The organism is Bacillus sp. IT-79MI2, assembly GCF_949768135.1.
GTDB lineage: Bacteria > Bacillota > Bacilli > Bacillales > Bacillaceae_G > Bacillus_A > Bacillus_A pseudomycoides.
On the sequence record NZ_CATKPV010000070.1, the window covers coordinates 25,776 to 32,143 of the forward strand.

At 36.3% G+C, this 6,368-nt stretch carries 4 protein-coding genes and 2 pseudogenes; all 6 read right to left on the reverse strand.

Translation table 11 applies throughout. The annotated features are described in order from the left end of the window. Positions 1-2 precede the first annotated feature (2 nt). Positions 3-821: pseudogene (locus tag ACM6HU_RS18090) on the reverse strand (peptide ABC transporter substrate-binding protein); the annotation flags it as partial. Positions 822-1,478: 657 nt separating this feature from the next. After that, a complete protein-coding gene (locus ACM6HU_RS18095; RefSeq protein WP_098116822.1) occupies positions 1,479-2,420 on the reverse strand; it encodes an SRPBCC family protein in 942 nt (313 codons plus the stop codon). Positions 2,421-2,422: 2 nt separating this feature from the next. After that, on the reverse strand, positions 2,423-2,848 hold the full coding sequence (locus tag ACM6HU_RS18100) for a MerR family transcriptional regulator (RefSeq protein WP_097834502.1): 426 nt from the start codon (positions 2,846-2,848) through the stop codon (positions 2,423-2,425). A 167-nt stretch (positions 2,849-3,015) separates the two neighbouring features. After that, the gene (locus ACM6HU_RS18105; protein WP_242227264.1) at positions 3,016-3,588 is read right to left on the reverse strand and encodes a dihydrofolate reductase family protein; all 573 of its coding nucleotides are present in this window, start codon (positions 3,586-3,588) and stop codon (positions 3,016-3,018) included. A 1,202-nt stretch (positions 3,589-4,790) separates the two neighbouring features. Further along, a complete protein-coding gene (locus ACM6HU_RS18110; protein WP_414848379.1) occupies positions 4,791-5,525 on the reverse strand; it encodes an alpha/beta fold hydrolase in 735 nt (244 codons plus the stop codon). Between the two features lie 33 nt (positions 5,526-5,558). Further along, positions 5,559-5,687, reverse strand: a pseudogene (locus tag ACM6HU_RS18115) (serine hydrolase); the annotation flags it as partial. Between the last annotated feature and the right edge of the window lie 681 nt (positions 5,688-6,368).

Here is a 6,368-nt window from a genome sequence, read left to right on the forward strand (position 1 = left end):
TATTATTCACCAGCAAGAGTCAATGCTTTTTCTTTTAAAGCTTCAAATCGTGGAGAGCAAGTGTATACAAGCAACCCACGTGCGTTTACGAATAACGGATCTTTTAAGAAAATAACATTTGTTAAACGTCCTTTTTGTTCTAAAATTTGCTGTAAACTTTCTTTTACGATTGCGGCACCACCACCATAAATGAATACATATGGATCATCTTTCATATCATCGATTTTATTAATAATATCAGTTGCAATTCGATTTGCTAAGCCTAATAATGCCCCGCGTGATGCTTCTTTTAAACGAGTATGACGAGGATGTTCTGAATCTAGATAAATAGCGTTGAATTCCGCGATGCTATCAATTGTTTTTTGTTTGTTATTCAAGTTCCATACTTTGATAATATCAATTAATGTTTCTTTGACACCATAAGGTAAACCTCTACTCATTTTATGTTTAAAGCTAACACCGTGCGAAACAACTTCTTCGGTAGTACCAGCGCCAATATCAAATGATAGTAATGTTTTATCAACAAAGTCTGTCTCTGTAACCTTATCATCTGTAGTTTCTACTTTACGTTTAATTACTTTACCTTTTTCATCATATACAATTCCCCATGCACCAGCGGCGCCCTCTGGCAAGCATTTGCAATATTCAACTTGAATATTAACTGTTACTTCACGTCCGCTTGGATGGTGGAATTTTACTGTATGATGATTCATATAGCGTTGTGCAAATTCTTCGGCTGTTTTAGGTGTAATTGTTGCGACAGGTAATGCAACAGACAAATCATATTTTACATTGATTGTATCTTTACTTGGGTGTTTTTGCCCAAATCCCCGAAATGGGGGAATTAGCTTAATTCATTAGAAATTTATACATCATGTCAAAAAATACACTTTATGACATGACTAAAAAACTAAGTTTTTCCGTTTCAAAATTATAACTAAATCAAATTTGAAACATATCAGTAGAATTCTATACATTTTGACACAATTATTTTTAACAGTAATCCAAAACCCTTGGTTTATAAGGTTTTTCTACATTTTTTTTGTTATTCCCCCTTTTCGGGGGACGGGCAAAAACACCCAATATTAAAATCACTCGAAAATTCATTCAATAAATAATCACAACATACCACAATTCTTCTGTAGTAATTATTTTGAACGAACAAAACCAAATATTTTTTGTATTTGGCAATTAAAAAATGCTGTAAACGGCAGTATCTTTTATGAATATAAAAAAGCTTAAAATAAGAAAGTAGTGTATAAAAACTTGCATATTCTAGGATTTTTAATTTTATTCCTTATTGTGTTAAAGCACCCGTTAGTGTAAGTGAAAATCTTCACAATCTTTTTTTCCTTAACAAAATCTAATCCCTTAATGTGTAGGGGCATATCAAAAGGACGCCTTCCTACTAAAGAAAAGCGCCCTTTACCCTGAATAAGTAAAATTTCTATGTTAGCGCCTATTTTAATAAAATTAAATTAGTGTTGCAATCTGTTAACCATTTTAGTCAGTTCCGCCTCAAGTCGATTAAAGTTCTGTTCATTGGCTTCGTAACAGAAACTTCTCACTTTTTCGCATTCATTAACTGATTTGTGGAGCATTTGCCATATAAGTTCGGTTTTGCCTTCTTTCTCAGCAAATGTAATGGTTAATAAAAATTCATGTATTGGCCCCAGATGGTGGATAACAATCTTTTCAGGTTCAATTATTTCGGAAAAGATGGATTTATTCTCATAATCTACACCATTGGGTCCATGCATAATGAAACGCCAAATACCGTTTGGTCGCATATCGAACTCATGAAACGTATTAGTAAAGCCCTCGGGTCCCCACCATTTTTCCAAATGATTCGGGTCACTGAATGCTTTGAACATGATTTCACGTGGCACATTGAAGATACGTGTGTTGACAATCTCACGATCAGAGATTGGCTCAGGAGAGTTAATAATCTTCGATACCCCAGAGGATACTCTTAACTCTTGATTATTTTTTAACTGTTCACCAAGCTGATCCAGCAAAATACTTGTCCCGTGCTCACGAACTGCAGCTGTATCATGGCCGTCTAGAAATGCGCCTTGCTCGGTAAAAATCAGGTGTGTTCCTTCATCAATTTGTTTAAACTCGACCGTTGCTACAGAAACGGAAATCCGCGTTTCATCGAGATCCATGGTATAAGAATAGACAATACGGTGGTCAGGAATGATCTCCTGATAGTGAGCCTTAAATGTGTAAACAGGACCTCCTGGAGGGCCGCCATGATTTATCTCTTGTCCACCCACTCGAAAATCAAACTCTTCCGCCTCAGTGAACCATTTTGCTTTAAGCTCTGGGTCCGCCCATACAGCGAATACCACTTCAGGTGTGAAATTATACACCTTTTCAATGACAAAGGTATCGTGTGTTGCAAAGTGTTTTTTCATTCTCACTTCCTCCTTTTTTGGTGAGACGGATGATTAGAAAGGAATTCGCCAAGTCGATCAAATTGTCGCTCCATATTCTTTTGGCGCCCGTAAAAATAATTTTCATGACTTTTTTTCATCATTCCAATTGAATTTGTAAAATCTTGAACCGTCAATGTCTCTTTCGTTTGCAAAATCTCAGATACATTTTGTAAATCTTTTAACAGCTTCTGTTGAACTCTTATATTTTCTCTTAAACGTTCTATTTGAAGAGTCGCCACTTCAATAGGGTTATACGTATCGTCGACCAGGATCGATTTAATTTCCTCTAGCGTTAATCCTAAATCTTTTAGACTAAGAATTTGCTGTAACCGCGAAAGATCTGTGGCGTTATATAGGCGATATCCTGATTCTGGGGTGAGGCAAGAATTCGTTCTTTTTTGGGCCACTCACAAAAACTCAAGAATACATAGTGTTGAGTGAAAAAAGTTGTTAAAAAAATAATGCTCTGTTATCGTTAAATGTTGATTTTCAAGCAAAAGAAGAACCGCCTCGTGGTAAGGGGGTGATTGAACTCCCTCGTTCCCGTAAGTAACAAAGGAGATTATAGTGGTCATTATTTTGTCTCAGCCTGGTAGACAAGTCCAACGACCCCAGTATTAAACGTGTGGGCTTTTTCAAGTTTAAGATGTACCTTGTCCTCAACGTCTTTAAATAACGGCATTCCATCGCCTAATACAACAGGATTGACATTAATCCGATATTCATCAATTAAGCCGAGTTTCATAAGACTGTGTGCAAACCTTGCACTACCGATGATGATCATGTCCTTACCTGATTGTTGTTTGAGTGTAGAGGTTTCCTCCGCAATATTTTCTTTGACCAACCTTGAATTCTTCCATTCAACCTGATCCAGACTTTTTGAAAATACGATTTTGGTTGCATTCCCCAACCAGTGTGCATGCTCGACATGGTATTTCGAGTCTAATAGGCTTTCAGGCAGATTTGACCAGAAGCCTGCCATCATTTGATAAGTTACGCGTCCATATAAAACAGTGTCAACGGTACTATGTACTTCTGTTGCGTAATTCTGCAATTCTTCATCGTAAATAATCCAATCCATTTCTCCGTTTGGTCCTGCTACGAATCCGTCAAGCGATGCGTGCATGAATAAAATTACTTTTCTCATATTGATCTCCTTTGGTTTATTTTGGATTTTTACCAAATATAGAAAATTATAGATCATACCGTTTCTTATCGATTGCTATTTTTTAATTATCCTCCGTTAGAAAGAGAAAGATGTTCGGAGAAAATTGGTGTTTGTCTCATTATCAGTAAACAAGCAAGAGGCGACCAGCATATTTTTCTTATTCGATGTTTTGTTCTCATATTCCTTGTAGTCTAAGTAACGGAACCAAGTCAGATTTTTTATATCGGCAAGATCTGGGTTACAAAACGGCCACTTTTTAAGTGGCTATTTTTTATGTTTATATTCATTACAGAACATGTCTTCCGTTAACTTATTAAATCGGATACAGTAGGGTTTGTTTACAGAACACATTTTGAAATTCATGAAAATCAAGTTAACGGAACACAATTAAAGGAATGGATAGGTTATTAAGACCTATAAAAACAGAGTGGCTGAGCAAACTTCTTCAAATATCTCTCAAATTCAAGAGCGATTTTATAAGGAACTAACTTATGGTCAACGAGCGTTATTTATGTTTTATGCGCCAAATAGTGAGCTTCGTCCTACTCGGAAGACCTGTAATCTGGCTATTGATTCAACTCTTTACTCTAGCAACATGTTTGTTGACCATATTTTTCATCATTATCTGGTCGAAAAACCGTGAAAATACCTCATTCCTAGATAAAATACGTTTCTTCTTATTATTGGCAGGAGGTATTGTACTTGTACCATGAGCCTTGTACTGGCAACTCCTTTTTCTTTAATATAGAACCCATAGTCAGCAAGTCAGAGAAGGGATACTAAGTACTTTTAGTATCCCTAAAATTATTTGTGATTGCTTTTGAGATGAAGGATATACAAGACTTGTTGTAGCGTCTCAGCATTTATTTGGTGTAGGCTATTGTTGAGAAAACCTTTACTCGAAAGGCTCCAATTTATTTACTTATAATAAGGTTCAATATTCGTTGCAAGTAGACAAGTTTTCACCTCAAATTTTCTATTTCTTTTCAACCAAATAAACTCCTTATACTTTTACGTTTCATCCTCTCTGTTGTCGTAAAGAGGGAATACAATCTCGACTTCCGTCCCATTCTGACTCTTATTTTTATCTATCTTAATCATCCCCTGCCGCTCCTCTACTAATCGCTTGACTAGTGCGAGCCCCAAATCTGTCCTACCTATTTTTTTCGAACGGAATGATACTAATTCAAAAAGTCGGTTATATGCTTAGAAATTTCTTCTGGATGTGTTAAAGTCATGATGTGATTTGCATTGGTTATATGAACTACACGGATATCGGGGACTGCTTTATATCGTTCTGCAATTTGAAATAGATCATCCAATTCATTATCCCCAATCAATAGCAATGTACTTACATCTATCTCATGTAATCTTTCTATAGCAGAATAGGAAACTACTTCGTGTGTTCCCCAAGTAAATAGAATATTATCCCTCATTATCTGACGTAGCAATTGATTCGTGGGACCTTTTGGAATTCTCCAAGAAGATTCACTTAATGTAATATCTATCATCTTTTCAACATCTGGAATTGCGCTCGAAGCCCTTTTCTCCAGTGCTCGATACTCAGAAGAAAATTGATAGCCAGAGAGACCTGGAGCAATCAATATAAGTTTAGATACTTTATTTGGATAAGCTAGTGTAAAGTCAGTAGCAATTTGCCCGCCTAGGGAATGCCCTACTAATACTGCCTCTTTCATATCTAGTTGATCATAAATGCTTCTTAGGTCTTTTACGTAATCAATAGGCTCAGTTGGAACAGGAGACTTTCCAGCACCTCGTAAATCAAGTGTAATTACTTGAAAAGATTTCTCAGCTATCTGTGGCGCAATAAACTGCCAATCGCGAGAATCCATAGCTCCACTATGTAGAAAAATAACTGGTCTACCAATACCTTTTACTTCAAAATGAAGGTTCATAATTTTTACCTCTTTTTATTTTTTAGGAACAGAATGAAAATTATTGTTCCGGCTGACTAGGGCGACAAGCCCAGGAATCTTCCCGGAATCGACATGGCGTGCCAGCACGTTGCGCATTTTGCGCAACCCTGTTTCGGAGAAACCTCTGTTGTTTTGTCCCATCATGAATCTCTCATTTTCTTCATATCTTCTGACGAACTAAAATTTTCTGTTGTTATCTTTTTCATTTGGTTTCCCTCACTTTACTTTTTTATCAGCCCTATTGTTCTACAAATTCTCTTTTGTTATCAATGCTTGAAAGTGTTCGATGCATTAAAGAGACTGAATATTGGTAATCAAAAAGATGACTCACGGGTGATCAGAATCGAGATATGTCCTGCACTTAGCATAGAGCCATATGTTCATCGAACGTTTATTCTCAGTTTCATCAAATTCAAAGTCACCATTATTCCGTAAGTAATCTTCTTTGACAACCGTTGTCTTGCCCGCCCCATTGGAGCCGAGCAAGGCGAAAATACTGCCCTTATCCATTTAAGCTCCAACTTTCACATTCCCTAATTATGTATATTCTAGAAGTAAATACAAATTCCTTCTTCAACTATCCCGCCCCATTAGTACAGTAAGGATAACTTAACAAATATGTATAAATATTAGAATCTATACAGTTTTTCCTTAAGTTATGAACATCTTAACTTAATAACTGTTACTCCAGTAATTACGAAATCTACACAGATAACTTTATTATGTTTACTCCGGACGCAAAAGAACACTTAAAATTAGTGCAAATTATCTCCTAAAGTGACACCTTTAGCGTACGAAATTCGCGAAATATTGGTGCTACCC